Source organism: Micromonospora rifamycinica (assembly GCF_900090265.1).
Lineage (GTDB): Bacteria > Actinomycetota > Actinomycetes > Mycobacteriales > Micromonosporaceae > Micromonospora > Micromonospora rifamycinica.
Genome location: NZ_LT607752.1, coordinates 5,186,193 through 5,205,930, shown reverse-complemented (window position 1 = coordinate 5,205,930; position 19,738 = coordinate 5,186,193). Strand labels below are relative to the sequence as shown.

Annotated in this window: 15 protein-coding genes; 5 read left to right on the top strand and 10 right to left on the bottom strand. The window is 75.4% G+C overall.

Annotated elements, in window-relative coordinates; all coding sequences use genetic code 11:
* Positions 1–186: 186 nt before the first annotated feature.
* The 4 genes from GA0070623_RS21755 to GA0070623_RS21740 all read right to left on the bottom strand — a co-directional run bounded on the left by GA0070623_RS21755 (position 187) and on the right by GA0070623_RS21740 (position 4,423).
* The gene (locus GA0070623_RS21755; protein WP_067315337.1) at positions 187–765 is read right to left on the bottom strand and encodes an NADH-quinone oxidoreductase subunit B; all 579 of its coding nucleotides are present in this window, start codon (positions 763–765) and stop codon (positions 187–189) included.
* A gap of 226 nt (positions 766–991) precedes the next feature.
* The gene (locus GA0070623_RS21750; protein WP_067315906.1) at positions 992–2,440 is read right to left on the bottom strand and encodes a pyridoxal phosphate-dependent decarboxylase family protein; all 1,449 of its coding nucleotides are present in this window, start codon (positions 2,438–2,440) and stop codon (positions 992–994) included.
* A complete protein-coding gene (locus GA0070623_RS21745) occupies positions 2,437–3,894 on the bottom strand; it encodes an MFS transporter (protein ID WP_407937945.1) in 1,458 nt (485 codons plus the stop codon). Before GA0070623_RS21745 ends, GA0070623_RS21750 begins: the two co-directional genes overlap by 4 nt.
* A gap of 214 nt (positions 3,895–4,108) precedes the next feature.
* Entirely contained in the window at positions 4,109–4,423 is a 315-nt protein-coding gene (locus GA0070623_RS21740; RefSeq protein WP_067314102.1) for an MGMT family protein, read from the bottom strand.
* Positions 4,424–4,458: 35 nt separating this feature from the next.
* Between GA0070623_RS21740 and proB the strand changes: the two genes are divergently transcribed.
* Positions 4,459–5,616, top strand: coding sequence for a glutamate 5-kinase (gene proB, locus GA0070623_RS21735; protein ID WP_067314104.1), 1,158 nt, complete (start codon positions 4,459–4,461; stop codon positions 5,614–5,616).
* Between the two features lie 50 nt (positions 5,617–5,666).
* Entirely contained in the window at positions 5,667–6,908 is a 1,242-nt protein-coding gene (locus GA0070623_RS21730; RefSeq protein ID WP_067314106.1) for a glutamate-5-semialdehyde dehydrogenase, read from the top strand.
* Positions 6,909–6,927: 19 nt separating this feature from the next.
* Here GA0070623_RS21730 and GA0070623_RS31470 read toward each other — a convergent pair whose 3' ends face one another.
* The 6 genes from GA0070623_RS31470 to GA0070623_RS31700 all read right to left on the bottom strand — a co-directional run bounded on the left by GA0070623_RS31470 (position 6,928) and on the right by GA0070623_RS31700 (position 14,399).
* The gene (locus GA0070623_RS31470) at positions 6,928–7,902 is read right to left on the bottom strand and encodes a prenyltransferase/squalene oxidase repeat-containing protein (RefSeq protein ID WP_157517639.1); all 975 of its coding nucleotides are present in this window, start codon (positions 7,900–7,902) and stop codon (positions 6,928–6,930) included.
* A 174-nt stretch (positions 7,903–8,076) separates the two neighbouring features.
* Positions 8,077–9,327: an adenylyltransferase/sulfurtransferase MoeZ gene (gene moeZ / locus GA0070623_RS21720; protein ID WP_172898537.1), complete on the bottom strand. Its 1,251-nt coding sequence runs from the start codon at positions 9,325–9,327 to the stop codon at positions 8,077–8,079.
* Between the two features lie 41 nt (positions 9,328–9,368).
* Positions 9,369–10,397, bottom strand: coding sequence for a DUF3152 domain-containing protein (locus GA0070623_RS21715; protein WP_331715188.1), 1,029 nt, complete (start codon positions 10,395–10,397; stop codon positions 9,369–9,371).
* 161 nt (positions 10,398–10,558) lie between these two features.
* Complete coding sequence (locus GA0070623_RS21710) at positions 10,559–11,581, bottom strand: DUF3152 domain-containing protein (protein ID WP_067314110.1); 1,023 nt, start codon at positions 11,579–11,581, stop codon at positions 10,559–10,561.
* Positions 11,582–11,586: 5 nt separating this feature from the next.
* Positions 11,587–12,582: an alpha/beta fold hydrolase gene (locus GA0070623_RS21705; protein ID WP_067314112.1), complete on the bottom strand. Its 996-nt coding sequence runs from the start codon at positions 12,580–12,582 to the stop codon at positions 11,587–11,589.
* 44 nt (positions 12,583–12,626) lie between these two features.
* On the bottom strand, positions 12,627–14,399 hold the full coding sequence (locus GA0070623_RS31700) for a hypothetical protein (protein WP_407938009.1): 1,773 nt from the start codon (positions 14,397–14,399) through the stop codon (positions 12,627–12,629).
* 2,032 nt (positions 14,400–16,431) lie between these two features.
* Here GA0070623_RS31700 and GA0070623_RS21695 point away from each other — a divergent pair.
* The 3 genes from GA0070623_RS21695 to GA0070623_RS21685 all read left to right on the top strand — a co-directional run bounded on the left by GA0070623_RS21695 (position 16,432) and on the right by GA0070623_RS21685 (position 19,498).
* Positions 16,432–17,070, top strand: a complete 639-nt coding sequence (locus GA0070623_RS21695) for a TetR/AcrR family transcriptional regulator (RefSeq protein WP_067315197.1) — start codon at positions 16,432–16,434, stop codon at positions 17,068–17,070.
* Between the two features lie 65 nt (positions 17,071–17,135).
* Positions 17,136–17,363 carry a DUF3107 domain-containing protein gene (locus GA0070623_RS21690; protein ID WP_067315195.1) on the top strand — a complete coding sequence of 76 codons (228 nt, stop codon included), beginning with the start codon at positions 17,136–17,138 and terminating at the stop codon, positions 17,361–17,363.
* A gap of 350 nt (positions 17,364–17,713) precedes the next feature.
* Positions 17,714–19,498, top strand: coding sequence for a DEAD/DEAH box helicase (locus GA0070623_RS21685; RefSeq protein WP_067315192.1), 1,785 nt, complete (start codon positions 17,714–17,716; stop codon positions 19,496–19,498).
* The last annotated feature ends 240 nt before the right edge of the window (positions 19,499–19,738 follow it).

Here is a 19,738-nt window from a genome sequence, read left to right as displayed (position 1 = left end):
AGCGACGACCGCCGACATTGAAGATCATCCTGTCGGTTCGTCCGCGGCACCGGTCGGCCGCGATCCGTGGCCGTCGCCGGATCGCCGCCCGGCTCCCGATGGCGGCCGGGGACCGGGACACCTCGGGCGGGTCGGTGACCGGGCGGAACGGTCAGCCGGCCGAGGACCGGTGACCAGGGCGACCAGTCAGCCGGCCGGCGGGCGGACCGGGGGTGCGGTGAGCGACTCGACCGGGCGCGGCGGGCCGCCGTCGGCGGGCGTGACGTCGGCGGGTGGGGCCAGCGGGTCGGTGCGGTCCACGCCGCCGATGCCGGACTGCTCGGCGGCGATCCGCTCCTGGAGGCGGAGGATGCCGTGCAGCAGCGCCTCCGGCCGGGGCGGGCAGCCGGGCACGTAGACGTCGACCGGGATGAGCTGGTCCACCCCCTTGGTCACCGAGTACGAGTCCCAGTACGGGCCGCCGCAGTTGGAGCAGGCGCCGAAGGAGATCACGTACTTCGGCTCGGGCATCTGGTCGTACAGCCGCTTGATCGCCGGGGCCATCTTGTCGGTCACCGTGCCGGAGACCACCATCAGGTCGGCCTGCCGGGGGCCGTGGGCGAACGGGATCACGCCCAGCCGGATGAAGTCGTGCCGGCCCATACTGGTGGCGATGAACTCGATCGCGCAGCAGGCCAGGCCGAAGTTGAACACCCAGAGCGAGTAGCGGCGGCCCCAGTTGAGGACGAACCGGATCGGCTCGCCGAGCACTCCCGGCACCTGCACGACCGCCTCCCGTCCCGTCCGACCACACCCGTTCCCCGACGAACAGTCAACCACAGCCGCCCGACGTAGCCGCCCGACGTAGCCCCCCGCGCTGGCCGGCGCTCCTCCGGCGCCCCGGCTGGCCCCGGTGATCAAGAGGTTTGTGTCACCTCCACACCGAACGTTGACCCAGACCTCTTGATCACCGAGCTAAACCGGGTGGGGTGGGTGGGTGGGGTGGGGTGGGTTACCAGGTGGGGTGTTGCAGGAGACTGACGAACTCCACCAGTAGGCGCTCCCGCAGCGCGGCGGGGGCGGCGTCGAGCAGGGTGTTCACCACCGCCGTCCGGTCCGGCGGCCCGGCACCGAGCCCCAGGCCGGCGGCGAGCCCGGCGACCAGCTCCGGGGTGAGCGCCTCCGGGGTCAGCGACCCGGCCAGGGCGACCAGCTCGGCGGGCAGCTCGACCGGCCCGGCCCGGCGGGCGGCGGCCACCGCGGCGGCCAGGTCCGGGCCGAACTCGGCCACCCGGGGCGTCACCGAGGCGGTCACCGTGAGGTGCACGCTGGCGGGCAGGTCGGCGTACCGGAGCTGGGGCTGGGTGTGCCAGCCCCGGGCGGTCAGCTCGTCGACCAGCACGAAGAGGTCGAGCGCCGGATCGGTGCCGGTGAAGCAGACCACGGTGGCCTCCGGCTCGGCCATCAGCCGCAACCCGTCGACCCCACGGACGGCCGCGGCCAGGGCGTCGACCGCCTCCCGGGTCGCCGCGGCGAGCCGCAGGTAGCCGTCGTCGCCGAGGTGCCGCAGGGTGGCGTACGCGGCGGCGATCGGGCCACCCGAGCGGGTCGAGGCGAGCACCGGGTTGACCATCGTGTAGCCGGGCCAGTCGGCGTACGCGAAGAACTGCGGGGCGCGCAGCGTCGCGTCCCGGTGCAGCAGCACCGAGACGCCCTTCGGGGCGTACGCGTACTTGTGCAGGTCGACGGAGATCGAGGTGACCCCGGCGACGGTGAAGTCGAACGGCGGCACCGGCACGCCGAGGCGACGCAGGTAGGGCAGGGTCCAGCCGCCGAAGCAGGCGTCCACGTGGCAGCGCACCCCGGCTGCCGCCGCGACCCGCGCGATCCCGGCGACCGGATCGACCACCCCGTGCGCGTACGACGGGGCGGAGCAGGCCACCAGCACCGTCTCCGGGCGGATCGCGGCGGCCACGTCGGCCACCGACGGGCGCAGGGTCACCGGGTCGACGGCGACCGTGTCGAGGGCGACCCGGAGCAGGTGGGCGGCCTTGGCGAAGGCGGCGTGCCCGCTGGCCGGCACCACGATCCGGGGTGCGGTCAGCTCCGGGCGGGCGTCCCGGGCCGCCTTGACGGCCAGGATCAGCGACTCGGTCCCGCCGCTGGTGACACTGCCCACCATGTCCGGTGCGGCGCTGCCCGGCCCACCCCCGAGCAGCCCGCCGGCCGCCCCCACCAGCCAGTTCTCCATAGCCAGCAGAGACGGGAACGCCGTCGGATCCAACCCGTTGACATGCGCGCTCTCCGCATAGGCCGCCCCCGCCAACGCATCAAGCCCCCCGACCCCCGAGTCGTACACATAGGCGAACAACCGCCCCCCATGCACCGGCCGATCCCCCGCCCGCAACTGCCGAATCTCATCCAGCACCCGCTCCGCAGGCACCCCGGTTTCGTCGATCATGGACTTGTGGTGGCCTTTCCGTGGATTTTCGCGGCTTTCGTCCCCGCCACAAGTCCTTGATCGACGGGGCGGGTGGGGGTGGGAGGGGTGGGGGTGGGAGGGGTGGGGGTGGGAGGGGTGGGGGTGGGGAGGTAGGGGTGGGGGCGGAGGAGGAGGGTGGCGGGGGCGATGAGGAGGGCTGGGAGGACTGTGAAGGCCAGGAGGACGCCCAGGCGGGCGGTGGGGGGTTGGGGGGCGGCGGTGCCGGTGGCTGAGGAGACGTAGCCGGACAGGGCCAGGGCCAGGCCGTAGATGCCGGGGCCCAGGGCCAGACCCAGGGTTTCGCCGGCGGTCCAGAGGCCGGTGAAGACGCCGGCCTGGCGTCGGCCGGTGCGCGCGGTCGAGGCGGCCACACAGTCGGGGAGCAGGGCGAGCGCGAAGACCTGCTGGCCGGCGTACCCGACCCCGAGCAGCGCGACCACCGCGTAGACGGCGGCGGCGGGCAGCACCGGCGCGGCCACCAGGACCGCCGCGCCGGCGGCCAGCAGCAGCGAGGCGGCGACCAGCGCGGTCTTCTTGCCCAGTCGCGCGCCGAGCCGGGTCCACAGCGGCATCACCAGCAGCGCCGGCCCGACGAAGCAGGCGAACAGCACGGTCGGGCCGGTGGTCGGATCCCGCAGGATCTGGGCGGCGAAGTAGCTGACCCCGGCCAGGATCGTCGCCACCCCGGCGGACTGGATCACGAAGCAGAGCAGCAGCGCCCGGAACGGGCGGTCGGCGGCGACCACGGCGAGCTGGGCGCGCAGCGTCGGCTCGGTCGCGGTCACCGTGCCGGTCGCCGCCGAGCGGGTGCCGAGGAACGCGCCGAGCGCGCCGAGCGCGATCAGCGCGGCGACGAACACCCCCATCCAGCGGTGCCCGGCCAGCCCCTCGCCGCCCGCCGTCACCACGATCGGGGCCACCGCGCCGGAGATCAGGATGGCCAGCGCCAGCACCGCGACCCGCCAGCTCATCAGCCGGGTACGCTCCGCCGCGTCGTCGGTCAGCTCGGCCGGCATCGCCACGTACGGGACCTGGAAGAAGGCGAACGCGGTGGCGGTGGCGAGGAAGGCCACGGCCACGTACGCCCCGGCGGCCGGCCCGACCCCGAACGGGGCCGCGAAGATCGCGGCGAAGAGCACCGCCAGGGCGAGCCCGGCACCGAGCAGCCATGGCCGGCGCGGCCCCAGCGGGGAGCGGGTCCGGTCGGAGATCCGCCCGGCCACCGGGTTGACCAGCACGTCCCACGCCTTGGGCAGCAGCACCAGCAGGGCGGCCAGCCCGGCGGCCACCCCGAGGGTGTCGGTCAGATAGGGCAGCAGCAGCAACCCGGGCACGGTGCCGAACGCCCCGGTGGCCAGCGAGCCGAGCGCGTAGCCGGCGTGCACCCGACGCGGCAGGGCCGCGCCGGCCGACGGCGGGGCGGCGGGAGACACCGCGCCAGCCGACGGCAGAACGCCGGAGGACGCCGCACCGACCGGCGGCAGAACGCCGGAGGACGCCGCACCGGCCGACGGCGGGCCGGCGGGGAACGCCGCGCCGGTTGACCCGGGCACGCCGGTAGCGGCCGGTGGGGGGCCGGCGGGGGGTGAGCCGGGCTCGGCCGGCGACACGTCCATGCGGCCGAATGTTACTCACGTTCTCGCCTGGTCACCGCCCCTCACCCGGCCACCATTTGGCGGCATCCAGATCCACCCCGGCACCCCGCAGCGGGCAGCCCTCCGCCCGCAGCAGCGCCCGCGCCCGCACCTCGTGGCCGGGTGGCAGCCGACCCGCCGCGTTCACCACCCGGTACCAGGGCACCGCAGCCCCGTGCCGGGCCATGATCGAGCCGACCAGCCGGGCCGAGGCCCGCCCGGACCGTTCGGCGAGCGCGTCGGCGACCGCCCCGTAGGACATCACCCGACCCGGCGGAATCCGCTCGACCAGCGCGAGCACCGCCTCGACGTACTCCTCAGGTGTCACCAGCGGCCTCCTCAGGCGTCCCGACCGGCCAGGATATGGGAACGCGGCGGGGTCGGTCGGGGCCGACCACGCAGAATGGGCGGGTGCGTGAAGCAGTCACCCAGGCCCGGCGGATCGTCGTCAAGATCGGTTCGTCCTCGCTGACCACCGCGACCGGCGGCCTGGACGAAGCCCGGGTGGCCACCCTGGTGGACGCCCTCGCCGCACTCGTCGCCGCCGGCCGCGAGGTGGTGCTGGTCTCCTCCGGGGCGATCGCCGCCGGGCTCGCCCCGCTCGGGCTCCCCCGCCGCCCGCGGGACCTGGCCACCCAGCAGGCCGCCGCCAGCGTCGGCCAGGGCCTGCTGATCGGCCGGTACGCGGCCGGCTTCGCCCGGCACCGGCTCACCGTCGGACAGGTCCTGCTCACCGTCGACGACGTGACCCGGCGCACGCACTACCGCAACGCGTACCGGACCCTGCGCAAGCTGCTCGACCTGCGGGCGGTGCCGATCGTCAACGAGAACGACACGGTCGCCACCGAGGAGATCCGGTTCGGCGACAACGACCGGCTGGCCGCCCTGGTCGCCGCCCTCGTCGACGCCGACCTGCTGGTCCTGCTCTCCGACGTCGACGCGCTCTGGACCGGGAGCCCGACCCGCCCCGGCAGCACCCGGATCACCGAGGTACGCGGCGAGGCCGACCTGGCCGGCATCGACATCCGCGGCGCGGGTCGAGCCGGCGTCGGCACCGGCGGCATGGTCACCAAGGTGGAGGCCGCCCGGATCGCCACCGGCTTCGGCATCCCGGTGGTGCTCACCGCCGCCCCGCTGGCCGGTGACGCACTGGCCGGCGCGCCGGTGGGCACGTTCTTCCACCCGGCCCGGCGACGCCCGGCGGCCCGGCTGTTCTGGCTGGCGCACGCCACCGCGCCCCGGGGCCGGCTGCACCTCGACCCGGGCGCGGTGCAGGCCGTGGTGGGCCGGCGCAAGTCGCTGCTGCCGGCCGGGATCACCGCCGTGGACGGCACCTTCACCGCCGGGGATCCGGTGGACCTGGTCGACGTCGACGGCGCGTCGGTGGCCCGGGGGCTGGTCAACTACGACGCGGTGGAGCTGCCCGGCCTGCTCGGCCGGTCCACCGGGGAACTCGCCGCGGCGCTCGGCCCGGCGTACGAACGCGAGGTCGTCCACCGCGACGACCTGGTACTGCTGTGACATCAGGCGCCCGGGGCACGGGCGCTTCCGGACCTCCCAAGGAGTACGCAATGAGCGTCGTCGAGCAGGCCCGACGGGCCCGGGACGCGGCAGAGGCCCTCGCGGTCGCCACCCGTACCGTCAAGGACGGCGCGCTGGTCGCGATGGCCGACGCGCTGGTGACGCGTACACCGGAGATCCTCACCGCGAACGAGGCGGACCTGGCGGCCGGGCGGGAGGCCGGGCTGAGCGCGGCCGTGCTGGACCGGCTCGCGCTCGACGCGAGCCGGGTGGCGGGCATCGCCGACGCGCTGCGCGAGATGGCGGCGCTGCCCGACCCGGTGGGCGAGGTGGTCCGCGGCTCGACCCTGCCCAACGGGCTGGAGCTACGGCAGATCCGGGTGCCGTTCGGGGTGGTCGGCATCATCTACGAGGCCCGCCCCAACGTGACGGTGGACGCCGCCGGCATCTGCCTGAAGTCCGGCAACGCGGCCCTGCTGCGCGGCTCGTCGTCGGCCGCGCACTCCAACGCGGCGCTGGTGACGGTGCTGCGCGAGGCGGTGGCCGGGGCCGGGCTGCCCGCCGACGCGGTGCAGCTGCTCGACGCCGGCTCGCGGGACTCGGTCAAGGAGCTGATGCGCGCCCGGGGCCTGGTCGACGTGCTGATCCCGCGCGGCGGCGCGTCGCTGATCCGGACGGTGGTCGAGGAGTCGACGGTGCCGGTGATCGAGACCGGGGTGGGCAACTGCCACGTCTACGTGGACGCCGCCGCCGACCCGGCCAAGGCGGTGGCGATCACGCTGAACGCCAAGACCCAGCGCCTCTCCACCTGCAACACCGCCGAGTCGCTGCTGGTGCACGCCGATGTCGCCGACACCTTCCTGCCGGTCGTGCTGGCCGCGTTCGCCGAGGCCGGGGTGACCGTGCACGGCTCCCCCGAGGTCGCCGCCCACTCCCCCGCCGTGGTGCCGGCCACCGACGAGGACTTCGCCACCGAGTACCTCTCGGCCGACATCTCCGTCGCCGTGGTCGACTCGCTCGACGCGGCGGTGGCGCACATCCGCCGCTACGGCACCGGCCACACCGAGGCGATCGTCACCGACTCGCAGTCCGCCGCCCGGGAGTTCGTGGCCCGGGTGGACGCGGCGGCGGTGATGGTGAACGCCTCGACCCGGTTCACCGACGGCGGCGAGTTCGGCTTCGGCGCGGAGATCGGCATCTCCACCCAGAAGCTGCACGCCCGGGGGCCGATGGGGCTGCCCGAGCTGACCTCCACCAAGTACGTGGTGACCGGCGACGGCCACCTGCGCTGAGCCGCCCGCGCGCCCCGGGTCACCAGGTGCCGGGCTCCTCGTCGCCGGCCGGCGGGGCCACCCGGTGCCGCCGGACCACCGGCGACCCCGGCGGGGCGACCGGTGACCCCGGCGGGAGGACCGGCGACCCCGGCGGGGCGACCGGTGACCCCGGCGGGGCGACCGGCCCGACCGGGCGGCAGGCGCGGATCGCGGTGAGCGTGGTGTGCACGTCGAACTGGTGGCCGTCGTCGCTGTCCCAGCCGCCGTCGCTGCGCTGGGTCTCGGCGAGGCGCTTGCGGGCCGACACCAGCACCCACTGCTCCTCGCCCACCTCGACCCGGCGCAGCGTGGCGGCCAGCGCGGCCACGTCGGCCGGGGAGAGCCCCGGCATCCGCTCGGCCAGCACCGCCTGGATCCGGGCCGACTCGTAGTAGAGCTGCTGACGGTGCAGCACGGCCGCGCTGAGCCAGCCGGCGGCCAGGAAGGACGGCCAGGTGCCGTCCGGGGCGAGCCGCCCGGCCAGGGCCTGCGCCGCCGCCTGCACCACCCCGGCGTACGCCCCGCCGACGCGGTGGTCCAGCGGGCCGGCGGCACGGGCGTCCCGACCGGCCACGCTGAGCCAGAAGGCGGCATTGGCGGTCAGGTAGAGCCGGGCCTCCGGGTCGCCCGGGGTGGCCCACTCGGGGGCGCTGCCGGCCAGCCGCGGGTCCTCGTCCCAGCCGCCGTCGGGCAGTTGCCGGGCGGCCAGCCAGTCCAGCGCGTGCCGGGCCGCCGGTCGGCCGAGCGCCCCGAGATCGTCCAGCTCGCTGAGGCGGAAGCAGGTGGCGTCCACGGACGGGACGTCGCCGCCGAGGAGGGCGGGCCAGCCGCCGTCGGCGGTCTGCCCCACCTCAGCGGCGTCGAGCAGTTCATCGGGTACGGGCGCACCGGTGCGCAGCCGGGACAGCCGGGCCCGGTCCACCGCGTCACCGTGCGCCACGACGAAGCCGATCGCGGCATCCAAGTCGACCACGCCGCAGACGCTACCGGCGCGAAGGCGATCCCGCCTCGGGGAATCGGTCGGGGCCGGGGACGGTTCGTCGCCGCCCCCGGCCCCGGCCCGTCGCCGTTGCGCCCCGCCGTCGCCGGTCGGTAACCGGGCAGCGCCGGCCTCAGTACGCGGGCAGCGCCTGCCCCGGCGCCGGCCTCAGTACGCGGGCAGCGAGGGATCGATCTGCTTGATCCAGGAGAGCACCCCGCCCTGGACGTGCACCGCGTCGCGGAACCCGGCCGCCTTCAGCGCGGCGAGCGCCTCGGCCGAGCGGACCCCGGACTTGCAGTGCAGCACGACCTGCCGGTCCTGCGGGAACTTCGCCAGCGCCTCGCCGGAGATGATCTCGCCCTTGGGGATCAGGGTGGAGCCGGGAATCCGGACGATCTCGTACTCGGCGGGCTCCCGCACGTCGACCAGGAAGATGTCCTTGCCGGCGTCCTGCCACTCCTTCAGCTCGCCGGCGGTGATGGTCGAGTCGACGATCGCCTCCTGGGCCTCCTCGGAGACCGCGCCGCAGAAGTCCTCGTAGTCCTCCAGCAGGTCGGTGACCGTGGGGTTCTCGCCGCAGAGCACGCAGTTCGGATCCTTGCGGACCTTGATCTTGCGGTACTCCATCTCCAGCGCGTCGTAGACCATCAGCCGGCCGACCAGCGGCTCACCGATCCCGGCGAGCAGCTTGATCGCCTCGTTGACCTGGATCGAGCCGATCGACGCGCAGAGCACGCCGAGCACGCCGCCCTCGGCGCAGGACGGCACCATGCCCGGCGGCGGGGGCTCCGGGTAGAGGCAGCGGTAGCAGGGGCCGTGCTCGGCCCAGAAGACCGACGCCTGGCCGTCGAAGCGGTAGATCGACCCCCAGACGTACGGCTTGCCGAGCAGCACCGCCGCGTCGTTGACCATGTAGCGGGTGGCGAAGTTGTCGGTGCCGTCGACGATCAGGTCGTAGCCGGAGAAGATGTCCCGGACGTTGTCCCGGTCCAGCGCGGTGTTGTGGATCTCGACGTTGACCAGCGGGTTGATCTCGCGGATCGACGCGGCTGCCGACTCGGCCTTGGACCGGCCGATGTCGGAGACGCCGTGGATGATCTGGCGCTGGAGGTTGGACTCGTCGACGGTGTCGAAGTCGATGATGCCGAGGGTGCCGACGCCCGCCGCGGCCAGGTACATCAGGGCCGGCGAGCCGAGACCACCGGCGCCGACGCAGAGCACCCGGGCGTTCTTCAGCCGCTTCTGCCCCTGCACCCCGACGTCGGGGATGATCAGGTGGCGGGAGTAGCGGCGGATCTCGTCAACGGTCAGCTCGGCGGCGGGTTCGACGAGCGGGGGCAACGACACGGTGGACTCCCCGGGATCGGCTGGTGGCGAACCGGGCCATTGTCGCTCGCCGGGAGGCCCCTCGGCCATGAGCAGGGACACCCCGTCCGACATGCGGGAGCGGGAATATCTCAGCTACCCGGGACGAGGTCGCCGGAGTAGCGGGAGCCGTCCACGTACGGCCAGGCGTTCGCCACGCAGCCGTCCAGCCCGTAGGTCTGCTGCTGCATCACCGGGGCCGGCTCGCCGGGGCCGGGGCAGGCCTGGTGCTCCTCGCCGAGTTCGTGGCCGACCTCGTGGTTGACCACGTACGTCCGGTAGACCGCCAGCGGCGCCCCGTAGTCCGGCACCGCGTCCATCCAGCGGGCCAGGTTGATCACCACCCGGCCGGGCAGCCGGCAGGAGGTGTAGCCCTCGGTGTCCAGCCCGCCCTCGGCGCACATCCGCTCCGAGGTGGCCGGGGTGGCCAGATAGACGGTGAAGTCGGCGGCGACGGCCTCCGGCACCCGCTGGAACCGCAGTTCGCCGGAGCGGATCCAGCTGTTCGGGTCGCCCAGCGTGGCGTCCACGGCGGCGGCGAACCCGGCCACGTCCTGGCCGCTGCCCTGCTCCACCTCGACCCGGTAGCGGTACAGCGGACCGTCGAAGCCGGCCACCTCGGAGCGGCCGTCGGCGGCGGTGAACCGGCCGGGGCCGCTGCGCGGATAGCGGTCGCCGGTCGGCTCCGCCGCCACCCCGCCGGCCAGCCGGCCACCGCCCGCCCCGTCGGCCAACCGCCCGGCGACCCGCGCCGGGTCCTCCGGCCGGTCGTCCGGCTGCAGCGTGACGAACCCGCCCACGCCGAGGCCGACCAGGGCTAGGCCGAGCAGCACGGTCCGGCGACGACGCCGCAACCGCCGCCGACGGTACGGGTTCCCGTGCCGGGCGGCGGCGCGGCGCGGCCCGGCACACCCCGGCCCGGCCTGCGGGTCGGCCCGCCACGGCCCGACCTCCCGGTCGGCGCACGGGTCGCGGTGCCACGGGTCGGCGCACGGCCCGGCCTCCAGGTGGGCGCACGGCCCGCCGTGCCACGGGTCGGCATCAGGCCCGCCGTGCCACGGGTCGGGCCGTTCGGTGGCGGGTGCCTCCGGGTGGCCGGCGGAGTCGGTCGGGGTGCTCACCCGACCAGCATGGCAGACTAATCGGGCATATACCCGCTATTGCCGCATCTTACGAGAAGATGTTTCACGTTGTCGGTAACCGTCCCACCCGTCGGAAGACGCACCGGGTACCCCGGGCCGCCGCCGGGGGGACGAACCCCACCACCCCCTACCGGGACGGTTCAGCGGGCCGGGCCGGCGTACCGCCTGCCGTTCAGGTAGGGCCACGGGTTCGCCGTGCAGCCCCCCAGGAACAGCGACTGCTGCTGCATCACCGGCGCCGGCCGACCCGGCCCCGGGCAGTCCTCGTGGCGATGCCCCAACTGGTGCCCCACCTCGTGGTTCACCACGTACGTCCGGTAGCGCTCCAGCGGCACCCCGGCCCGGACGAAGTGCGCCACCGACAACCGCCACCGGTCCAGGTTGACGATCACCTTGCCGGGCGCGCGGCACGACGTGTACGGCACACCGCCGACCCGGATGTCCACACCCCCGGCCCGGCACAGTCGGGCCGCCGTGTTCCGGGTCACCAACTGGACGGTGAAGTCGTACGGCGCGTTCCCCGGCACCCGCCGCAGCCGCAACCCGCCGCCGTCCACCCAGCTGCCCGGCCCGGCCAACGCCGCCTGCACCTGGTCGGAGAAGTCCCGGACGTCCTCGCCGGAGCCGTTCTCCACCGCCACCCGGTACCGCTGCACCCCGCCGGACCGGCCCAGCGTCACCCCGGCCCGGTCGTCGTACCGGAGGGTGCCCCGGCCGCTCGCCGGCACCGGCCCGGACACCGCCAACGCCGGCACCGTCGTCGTCGGGACCGCACCACCGGTCACCTGCGCACCACCGGCCACCTGCGCCGCCGGCGCACCGGGTGTCGCCGCACCGGCCGGGCCGACCGGCCCGGAGCCGCCGCCCGGCCCGGCGACAGCCAGGTCACCAGGGCCGCCGGCCACCCCGGAGGCGTAGCCGGTACCGGCGGATCCGACGCCACCGGCGGGACCACCCGACGTGGCCACCGGCCGGGCGACCAGGCGGCCGGCGTCCGACCCCGCAGCGGCGGTGACCGCCAGCCCACCGGAGACCAGCAGCAACACGGCCGTCAGCGCCGCCGGACGCCACCGGCGGGTGGCGAGGGACGCGAACCAGGAGAGGACGGACCGGTGACGGGCGAGGCGCACCGACCACGGACCACTACGCAGCAACGCAGACATTCGGGTCAGCTTGCCACGTCGGGCCGCAACTCCGCGTCACCGCCGGACCGCGGCGCGTCCGCCACCTCGGCGAGCAGGTGCAGCACGGCGCGGGCCACCGTACGCGGCACCTCCAGCTGCGCCACGTGCCCGACGCCGGCCAGCATCATCAACCGGCTGTCCGGGATGATCCGGGCCGTCTGCGGGGCCACCCGGACGTCCACCAGCCGGTCCTTCATGCCCCCCACCACCAGCGTGGGCGCCCGGATCGCGGCGGCGATCCGCCACAGCGACCCCGGCCCCGGCAGGTACGACCGCAGGAAACTGGCCACCAGCCCCCGGAACGTCCGCACGTAGGCGGCGGCGTAGTGGGTCGCCTCGTAACGGACCCGGATCTCCTCCAGCGCCTCCTGCCGGCGCTGCTCGCTGATCCGGCTGAGGTCGGCCACGCACGCCTCCATCGCCTGCTGTGCCATCACCTCCGGGGCGAGCTGGGCCAGCCGCCAGGCGGCCAGCCGCTCCCCGCGCGGAATGGCCAGCAGCGGCAGCATCCGCCCCTGCAACGAGCGGCCGAAGTTCAAAAACGGCAGGGCCGGCGAGATCAGGGTCAGGGTACGCACCAGGTCCGGCCGGCGACCGGCGACGTACACCGAGACCGCCCCGCCCAACGAGTTGCCGAACAGGTGCACCGGCCCCCGGCCGGAGTGCTCGATCCAGCGCACCACCCGGTCGGCGAACGCCGGGATGGTGTAGCTCAGCCCCGGCTCGCTGCGACCGAAGCCGGGCAGGTCGATCGCCTGGCCGTCGAGGCGGCCGGCGAGCAGGCCGGCGAGGTCCGTCCAGTTCTGTGACGAGCCGCCCAACCCGTGCACGTACAGCGCGGGTTCCGCGTCCGGCCCGGTGGCCGGGGTGTCCCGCACGTAGGTGAGCGTGCCGTCGAGCCGTACCGCCCGGCCGGGCCAGGGTGGGGGCAGCCGGTGCGGGGGCAGGTGCTCCTCGGGCCAGAGGGCGGCGCGCTTCATACCGGCAGTGTTCCCGTCCCGTCCCCGTACCGACAACGTGCCGCTCAGGCGAGCAGCGCTTCGAGGCGACGGTTGACCGCCGCCAGCGTCGCCCGGACCACCGCCTGCCGCGGATCCCCGGCGACCAGCGCCGAACCCGCCAGCTGCTCCACCCAGCCGTCGCAGACCAGCAGCACCACCACGGTCGCCACCTCGCAGTTGCCGAACGGCACCACGGCGACGTGCTCGACGAAGCAGCGTCCCCGCTCGGCGGTGCGCTCGGCGTGCCGCAGCAGCTCGTCCACCGCCGCCGCGGCGGCCACCGCGCAGAGCCGCAGCACGTACCCGTCCACGGCCGGTCCGGTGGCGTGCCCGGCCGCCGGCTCACCGGCGGCGAGCAGGCGTACCTCGACGTTGGCGTCCAGGCCGAACGTGCTGACCTGGACGTGGTCGATCACCACCCGTGGCCCCGGCACGCCGCCGGTGTCCAGCGGTCGCGAGGGCGCGGTCTCCGTCGTGGTCATCTGCCCACCGCCCGAGTACGACGCGTTGAGCGTCGCCGGGCTCCCGGTGGGCGGCAGCAGCGCGCCGGGGACGTCCTCCACGCTGGCCCGACCCCGGTGGGCGGTCGGCTGCCTACGTCGGCGGGGCACCCCGGACACCGTCGGCGACTGCTCGGCCGGCGCTTCCTCGGCGTCCCGGCCCGGTCCGCCGGTGAGGGCCTCCCGGCCGGCCGACGGCTGCCCTGCCAGCGGCCCGGCACCACCGCCCGGCCGGTCCCCGGCGGGGACCGGCGGCTCACCTGCACCGACCGGCCGGGGGCCGGTCGGTGCGCCACGGTTCGGCTCCCGGCGGGCCGACGGGACGGACTCGTCGCGGCCCCGCGCGTCCCCCGGGCGCGGTTCGCCGGTACGGCGGCGCAGCGGTGGCGGCACCGCGGCGCTCGGCTCACCGGGCAGGTTCTGCGGGGCCGCGGCGAGGCCCATCCGCTCCTGGAGCAGGCGGGCCACCAGCCGGCTCACCTCCGCCGGGTCGGCCCCGTCGGACAGGTCCAGCCGCAGGCTGTGCGCCCCGGCCGGGGTACGACGCAGCGCCGCGTCCCGCACACCGGCCACCTCGCGTACGGCGTCCAGGATCGCGTTGACGTCGAAGCCCTCGGGACGTTCCCGCAGCGGGGCGGGCTCGTCGTCCCGGCGCAGGTGGGTGGCGATGCGGGCGAGTTCCGGGGTCTCGGCGGGGGGCTCCACGGCTGGCGGCTCCGGCACGACGGGCACGTCCGGTTCGGCGGGGACGCGCTGCGGCAGCACCGCCGTGCCCCGGTCCGGTCTCCGCTGGTCCGCCACCGGCTCGGTCGTGGTCAGCGGGTCGGGGGCGGAGCGGCGGGCCGCGTAGGAGGGCACGCCCACCGGTGCGGGCGCGGGCGGGATCTGGCCCAGCCGGCGCGGCCCGCCGATGGCGGGGGTGCCGAGGGCGGCGACGGGGGGCTCCGGCGGATGGCCGGGAGGGGTGGCGGGGCTGACCGGCTCGGCCGGCACCGACCGGAGCCGGAACGGCTGATCGGCGCGGCCGGCCGGCGGGGTGACCGGTCGCGCGGCGGGTTCGTCCCGGGGCAGCCGGAACGGCTGGTCGGCGCGGCCGACGCCCGGCAGCCCGGTGCTCCGCTCACCGCCGGACGCCGACGGCGCCCCGACCGGCCCGGCACCGGAGGGTGACGCTCCGGTCGGCTCGTCGCGGGCCGACGGCGCTCCGGCAGGCTCGACACGGGACAGCGGCGCGGCCGGGTCGACACGGGACGACGACGGCGCGGCGGGATCGTTGCGGGACAGTGGCGATCCGATCGACTCGTCGCGGGACAGCGGCGGCGGGGTGACCGACGCGTCGTAGAGCGCGGGGGATGGTGTGCCGGTGGGACGGTCCGTGGTCCACCGGGGCGGTTCGGCAGCCCGGTCCACCGCGCGGACGCGCTCCGGGGCGGGCTGTACACCCGACGACCGGTCACGGTCGGGCCGCTGTGCCTGGTCGGACCAGCTCCGCTCCGCCCGGTCGGCCTCGGCGCGGTCCCCCTCCGAGCGGTCGGACCAGTCGCCGTCGGCCCGCTCGGACCAGCCCCGCTCGGGCCAGCCCGGCCCCGCCCGACCCCGGTCGGCCCGGTCGGACCAGGTCGCCCCGGCACGATCGGACCAGTCCCGTTCGGACCGCTCCGGTCGACCGCCGCGCTCCGACCAGTCCCGCTCGGGCCGGTCGTCGTCGCGAGCGGCACGCGCGGGCCAGCCCCGCCCGGGGCGGTCGTCGTCGCGGCCGGTACGCGTCGGCCGATCCCGGTCGGGGCGGTCGTCAGCACGGTCGGGCCAGCCCGACTCGGGGCGGTCGGCGGCACGGTCGGGCCAGCCCGACTCGGCGGGCTCGTCGTCACGGCCGACACGCGCGGGCCAGCCCGGATCCGGGTGCTCGTCGTCACGGCCGGCACGCGTCGGCCGATCCCGGTCGGGGCGGTCGGCACCGGGGCGGCCCGGGGCCGCCCGGTCAGCGGTCGGCCCGTCCCGGCCGGGCCGATCGGCCACCGACGGCGTGGGCTCCGGCAACGCGGGAGGGGTGACCGGTTCGGAACGGGTCAGCTCATACGGGCGGGGCACCTCCGAGCGCACCGGCTCGTACGGGCGGGCCGGCTCGGCGCGTACCGGCTGGTAGGGGCGGGCCGGCTCGGCACGTACCGGTTCGTAGGGGCGGGCCGGCTCGGCCGACCACTCCACCGCCCGGTCGGCCCGGCCACGTCGCCCGGCCGCCGGGTCCTCGTCCCGGGACCAGGAGGGCGCCCAGGTCCCGCCCCAGCTCGGCCGGTTCCAACTCGGGCCGGACCAGTCCGGTTCCTCACCGGGGGCGGCCGGTCGACGCTCGGCGGACAGCCGGTCCCCACCCCGCGGCTCGACACCCCGCGGCTCGGTGGCCCGGGATTCGCCGCTCCCGCCGGGCGGCTCGGCGGCACCCGGCCGGGCGTCGGCGGTCGACTCCCCCGGGGGGAAGCGGTCGGCCCCGCCGGGCGGATCACCCTCGGCCGGGAAGCGACCGTCCCAGTCGCGGGGGTCGCCGGTCGGGGACGACTCGGCCGCGCCCCGCTCCGGGGCGTGGAAACCGGGTGGCACCTCGAATCCGGAGGCGGCCGTGCCCACCGGGGGGACCTGCATCGCCGGTGGGGCCGAGGAGGGCAGGTCACTCCCGGGCCAGCGCCCGCCGCCGGGCGCGGAGGGGTCGTCCGAGGAGTGCCGGGCGGACTCCGGGTGGTGCTGCTGCCCAGTCGGCGGCATCGGCCGCTGGGCGGGGACGACGAGCCGGTCGTCGCCGTCGGTCCGCAGGTCGTCGGCGGGGTGACGGGGGTCGCCGGGTGGGGCGCTCACCGGGCGACGGGCAGGGGCCGGGAAATCCGGTGCCGAGTCGTGACCATTGCGGGGTGCCCGGCCGTTGCGCGGGGCGTCCACACCGCCCGGCGGGGAGACGAACGGTGCAGGCAGGTCACCGTGCCGCGCGGGCGACCCGCTCCAGCCCGCGGCGGGGTCGGCCCGGTTCCACGGTGAGCCGGTCTCCCGGTAACCCGGGGCGTCGGCCCCGTCGGACCACCCGGTCGCAGGCGCCCACCCACTGACGGAACGGGCCAGGTCGTCCTGCTGACCCGTACCGTCGTCATGCTCTCCCGGGGTGGCGGCACCGGGTTGCCCTGATTCACTCACCGCGCGCTCCTTGGTCGCCCCCGCTGAGGCTACCGTGTGGTGACAGTGGCGATAAGTTACAGCGGCGGGCCAATTCCGGGGCCGGGTGAGTGTCCTGACCGGTACGGGGTAAAAGTGCCGGCTGGAACGACGAAACTCGGAGGTTCCCGTGACCGCTGTGGGGAACGGTGCGCAGACTACCGGCCGGCCTACCCGGCTACCCCGTTCAGCACGCCGTAAGCAGCTACTCGCCGCAGCGCAGGAGGTGTTCGTAGCGCAGGGGTACCACGCCGCCGCGATGGACGACATCGCCGAGCGGGCCGGGGTTTCCAAGCCGGTGCTGTACCAGCACTTCCCCGGAAAGATGGATCTGTATCTGGCGCTGCTCGACACGCACTGTGACGCCATCGTCGCCAAGGTGCACGACGCGATGCGCGGAACCCAGGACAACAAGGAACGGGTCGGCGCATCGGTGCGGGCGTACTTCGACTTCGTCGACCACGAGAGCGAGGCGTTCCGGCTCGTCTTCGAATCCGACCTGCGCAACGACCCGGCGGTCCGGCAGCGGGTGGAGCGGGTGGAGCAGGGCTGCATCGCGGCGATCACCGACACCATCATCTCGGACACCGGGGTCAGCCGGGCGCACGCCGAGCTGCTCGCCTCCGGTCTGGTCGGGGCGGCCGAGACCGCCGCCCAGTTCTGGCTGGCCGGTGGCCGGCAGGTGCCGAAGGCCGAGGCGGAGGCGCTGGTCGCGGCGCTGTCCTGGCGGGGCATCGCGAGCTTCCCGCTCCAGGGTGAGTCGACCTGAACATCCGGCCCCGAGATCGGATAGCCTTCCGATCGGCGGCTATCTCGCCCACCTGAGGAGGCACAGTGGAGGTCAAGATCGGCGTGCAGTACGCGCCGCGCGAGCTGGTTCTGGAGAGCGCGCAGTCGCCGGCCGAGATCGAGCAGATCGTGACCGACGCCTTCGCCACGGCCGAGGGGACGCTGTCCCTGACCGACGAGAAGGGTCGACGGGTGATCGTGCCGGTCGGCAAGGTCGCCTACGTCGAGATCGCCGAGGCGTCCCCCCGCGCGGTCGGTTTCACCGTTCGCTGAGCCGGTCCGGCCCCTGCGGCGGGCACTCCCGCCGCAGGCCGGACCGACCAACGCCAGCCCCGCCACCCTCGCCCGGGGCGAAGTCCCGCCCGGCCCGGCAGCAGTGGCCCAGGTCACATTTATCACCCCCGGCGAAAGCCGGTCATCCAGGTCAGGGGCGTGCACCGGCCTGCTCGGGTAAGATGGGGTAGTTGCCGTGGGCGCCGATCTGATCGAAGTCCTGCCTGCGGCGCGCGTGCGGCCCGGTCCGGCGCGGCGATTCTCCGCCGCCGATCGCGTGGCCCGCGCCATACCGAACGCGCCCTGAGGACAAAACGGGGCGCACCACGAGAGGGCACCCCCAGATCCAGATGAGCGAACAGATTCTCGATCAGTTGGAGGGCCAGGAACTGGTCCCCACCGCCCCGGTCCGTCCGGAGGCCCCCACCTTCGCCGCGCTGGGCGCGCGGCCCGAAACCGTCGAGGCCCTGGCCACAGCGGGTATCACCCGTGCCTTCGCGATCCAGGAGTACGCCATCCCGATCGCGCTTCGGGGCACCGACATGATCGGCCAGGCGCCGACCGGCACCGGCAAGACGCTCGGCTTCGGCGTGCCGCTGCTGGAGCGGGTGCTGGCACCGGGCGAGGGCAGCGACGGCGTGCCGCAGGCACTGGTCGTCGTCCCCACCCGTGAGCTGGGCATCCAGGTGGCCAAGGACCTCGCCGCCGCCGGCCGCACCCGGGGCGTACGGGTGCTGCCGATCTACGGAGGGGTGGCGTACGAGCCGCAGATCGACGCGCTGCGCAAGGGCGTGGAGATCCTGGTCGGCACCCCGGGCCGGCTGATGGACCTGCAGAAGCAGAAGCACCTGCGGCTGGACCGGGTCCGCGCGCTGGTGCTCGACGAGGCCGACCGGATGCTCGACCTGGGCTTCCTCGACGACGTCGAGAAGATCCTGGCGATGCTGCCGGAGGACCGGCAGACCATGCTCTTCTCGGCCACCATGCCGGACCCGATCGTCACCCTCTCCCGGCGGTTCCTGCGCCGACCGGTGACGATCCACGCCGGGCACACCGCCGAGACCGGCCCGTCGCCGCAGACCCAGCAGCTGGCGTACCGCACCCACTCGATGAACAAGATCGAGATCGTGGCGCGGATCCTCCAGGCCGAGGGACGCGGGCTCACCATGATCTTCACCCGCACCAAGCGGGCCGCCGACCGGGTCGCCGAGGATCTCGACTTCCGGGGCTTCGCGGTGGCCGCCGTGCACGGTGACCTGGGTCAGGGCGCGCGGGAGCGGGCGCTGCGCGCGTTCCGGGCCGGCAAGATCGACACCCTGGTCGCCACCGACGTGGCCGCCCGGGGCATCGACGTCAGCGGCGTCACCCACGTCATCAACTACGACTGCCCCGAGGACCAGGACACCTACACCCACCGGATCGGCCGTACCGGCCGGGCCGGGGCGACCGGTGTCGCGGTCACCTTCGTCGACTGGGACGACATGCCCCGCTGGCGGATCATCGACAAGACGCTCGGCCTGGACATGCCCGAGCCGCCGGAGACGTACCACACCTCCCCGCACCTCTACACCGACCTGGACATCTCGCCCGAGATGACGGGCACCCTGCCGACCGCCGAGCGGACCCGCGCCGGGCTCTCCGCCGAGGTCGAGGAGGACCTGGGTGGCCGGTCCGGCCGGGGTGAGGGCGGTGGCCGGGGCTCCCGGCGCGGCGAGGGCCGCGGTCGTGGCGACAGCGGCGGCCGGGGCACCGGCGGCGGTCGGGGCGAGCGGCGTCGGGGTCGCCCCGGCACCGACGCGCCGGATGCCCCCTCCGCAGCCGTGGAGACGGCCGAGGAGGGCACCCGCACCCCGCGTCACCGGCGTCGTCGCCGGGCCGGCGAGGTGGTCGCGGGCGAGTCGACCACGGTGACCGGCGGGGAGTCCACCGGCACGACCACCGGCACCACCGGCACGACCACCGGCACCGCCAGCACGACGACCGGCACCACCGGCACGACCACCGGCACCACCGGCACGGCCACCTCGGCCGCAGGGCCGGCCATCGAGGGCGAGTCGACCCGGCCCCGTCGCCGTCGGCGTCGCCGTGGCGGCGGTTCCGGCACGGACACGCCGGCCGAGGCCACCGCCGACTGACAGGCAACACCGACATCCCCCGGCCCGCGCTGACGGTCCGGGGGATGTCTCGCTCGCACCCGGTGCGGACGTCGGCGGTGTGCACGAACGCCACCCCACCGTCCAAGCCCGGAGCCAGGTCCGGAGCGAGGCGGGAGCCAGGCCGGAGGCCGTCGGCCCTCGTCTGGCCCCCGGACACGAGCAACCGACGTCACCCCGGGAGTTTGAGGGACGGTCGGCGTCCGAACGACGCTTGCTGGT

Excerpts from the sequence above, each read along its gene's own strand:
- GA0070623_RS21705 (WP_067314112.1), bottom strand. The coding sequence starts at position 12,582 with ATGAAGCGCGCCGCCCTCTGGCCCGAGGAGCACCTGCCCCCGCACCGG.
- GA0070623_RS21730 (WP_067314106.1), top strand. The coding sequence starts at position 5,667 with ATGAGCGTCGTCGAGCAGGCCCGACGGGCCCGGGACGCGGCAGAGGCC.
- moeZ (WP_172898537.1), bottom strand. The coding sequence starts at position 9,327 with ATGGCCGAGGGGCCTCCCGGCGAGCGACAATGGCCCGGTTCGCCACCA.
- GA0070623_RS21710 (WP_067314110.1), bottom strand. The coding sequence starts at position 11,581 with ATGTCTGCGTTGCTGCGTAGTGGTCCGTGGTCGGTGCGCCTCGCCCGT.
- GA0070623_RS21685 (WP_067315192.1), top strand. The coding sequence starts at position 17,714 with ATGAGCGAACAGATTCTCGATCAGTTGGAGGGCCAGGAACTGGTCCCC.
- GA0070623_RS21750 (WP_067315906.1), bottom strand. The coding sequence starts at position 2,440 with ATGATCGACGAAACCGGGGTGCCTGCGGAGCGGGTGCTGGATGAGATT.
- proB (WP_067314104.1), top strand. The coding sequence starts at position 4,459 with ATGGGAACGCGGCGGGGTCGGTCGGGGCCGACCACGCAGAATGGGCGG.